Here is a 1715-nt window from a genome sequence, read left to right as displayed (position 1 = left end):
GTTCCTGACGCCCGACGGCAAGCCGTTCTGGGGCGGAACCTATTTTCCGCGCGAGGCGCGTTACGGGCGGCCGGGCTTCATCCAGGTGCTGGAAGCGGTCGACAAGGCTTGGCGGGAAAAGCAGCAGAGCCTCGCCGAAGGCGCCGACGGGCTGACCGCCCATGTCGAATCCCGGCTTGCCGGGACAAACGGCAAGGCGGTGCTCGACCGCGATACGCTCGCCGATCTCGCCGGCCGCATCGACGGCATGATCGACCACGATCTCGGCGGCTTGAAGGGCGCGCCCAAATTCCCGAATGCGCCCTTTATGCATACGCTTTGGCTGTCCTGGCTGCGCGACGGCCAGGTGGACCACCGCGATGCCGTGCTCACCAGTCTCGAAAAGATGCTTGCCGGCGGCATCTACGATCATGTCGGCGGCGGTCTCAGCCGCTATTCCACCGACGCCGAATGGCTGGTGCCGCATTTCGAAAAAATGCTCTATGACAATGCCCAGCTCATCCGCCTGTGCAACTGGGCCTATGCCGCCACCGGAAAAGACTTGTTCCGGCTGCGAATCGAAGAGACCGTCGCCTGGCTGCTGCGCGAGATGCGTGTCGAAGGCGGCGCCTTCGCCGCCAGCCTCGACGCCGACAGCGACGGCGAGGAGGGGCTCTTTTACACGTGGAGCCGCGACGAGATCGAGGCCGCGCTGGGCGACGACGCCCCGACTTTCTTTCAGTATTTCGAGCTGGCCGCACCGCATGGCTGGGAAGGCAAGCCGATCGTCCGCCAAAGCGAAATGCAGCAAAGCAAAGGCATTGCCGACTCCGCCAATCTTGCGCCTTTGAAAGCGAAGCTGCTGGCTTTCCGCGAACAGCGGGTCAGGCCGGGCCGCGACGGCAAGGTGCTCACCGACTGGAACGGTCTGATGATCGCAGCACTCGCCGAAGCCGGCCGCTCCCTTGGCAGGCGCGACTGGATCGATGCCGCGGCAAAAGCCTTCACCCATATTGTCGAGGCCAGCCAGGACGACCGGCTGCCGCATTCCATGCTCGGCGCGAAGAAGCTTTTCCCGGCACTGTCTAGCGATTACGCAGCCATGACCAACGCCGCGATTGCACTCTTCGAGGCGACCAGCGATCCAACCTATTCGGACCGCGCCAGGCTGTTCATCGGCGAACTCGATCGCTGGCACCTGGATGCGGAAAAGACCGGCTACTGGCTGACGGCTTCGGACAGCGGCGACGTCCCGATCCGCATCCGCGGCGATGTCGACGAAGCAATTCCCTCGGCCACCAGCCAGATCATCGAAGCGCTGGTTCGGTTGTCTTCGCTCACCGGCGACTTCGAACTCTGGGGAAGGGCCTGGGCGACCGCCGAGCACGCCATGGGCCGCGCATCCCAACAGGCTTACGGCCAGGCCGGCATCGTCAATGCCTGTGCCCTGGCGCTCGAGCCGCTGAAGCTTGTCATCATAGATGAGCCAGGGTCTTCAACCCTTGTTCCGGTTCCGAATCGGAATCCCGACCCGCGCCGGGTCGACATCGTCGTGCCGATCGGTACGGAAGCGAATCGCCCGCTCCTGCCGGGCGGCGTGCTGCCGCCGACGGAGAAGCCAGGCGGCTGGTTCTGCAGCGGGCAGATGTGCCTGCCGGTGGTGACGGATGCGCAGGAGTTGGAGAAGTTGCTGAGGCGATAGCGCCCTTCTCCTTCTCCCCTTGTGGGGTGAGAGG

The 1715-nt window shown here is 64.5% G+C and carries 1 protein-coding gene; it reads left to right on the top strand.

Annotation, left to right across the window (positions count from 1 at the left end):
* The coding region (locus EOA24_RS36995) for a thioredoxin domain-containing protein (protein WP_133374855.1) at positions 1-1681 on the top strand (1681 nt) is incomplete at its 5' end.
* Between the last annotated feature and the right edge of the window lie 34 nt (positions 1682-1715).

The sequence above is a fragment of the Mesorhizobium sp. M2A.F.Ca.ET.039.01.1.1 genome (genome assembly GCF_003998035.1).
Taxonomy (GTDB): Bacteria; Pseudomonadota; Alphaproteobacteria; order Rhizobiales; family Rhizobiaceae; genus Mesorhizobium.
This window is presented reverse-complemented; position numbering and strand designations above follow the sequence as displayed.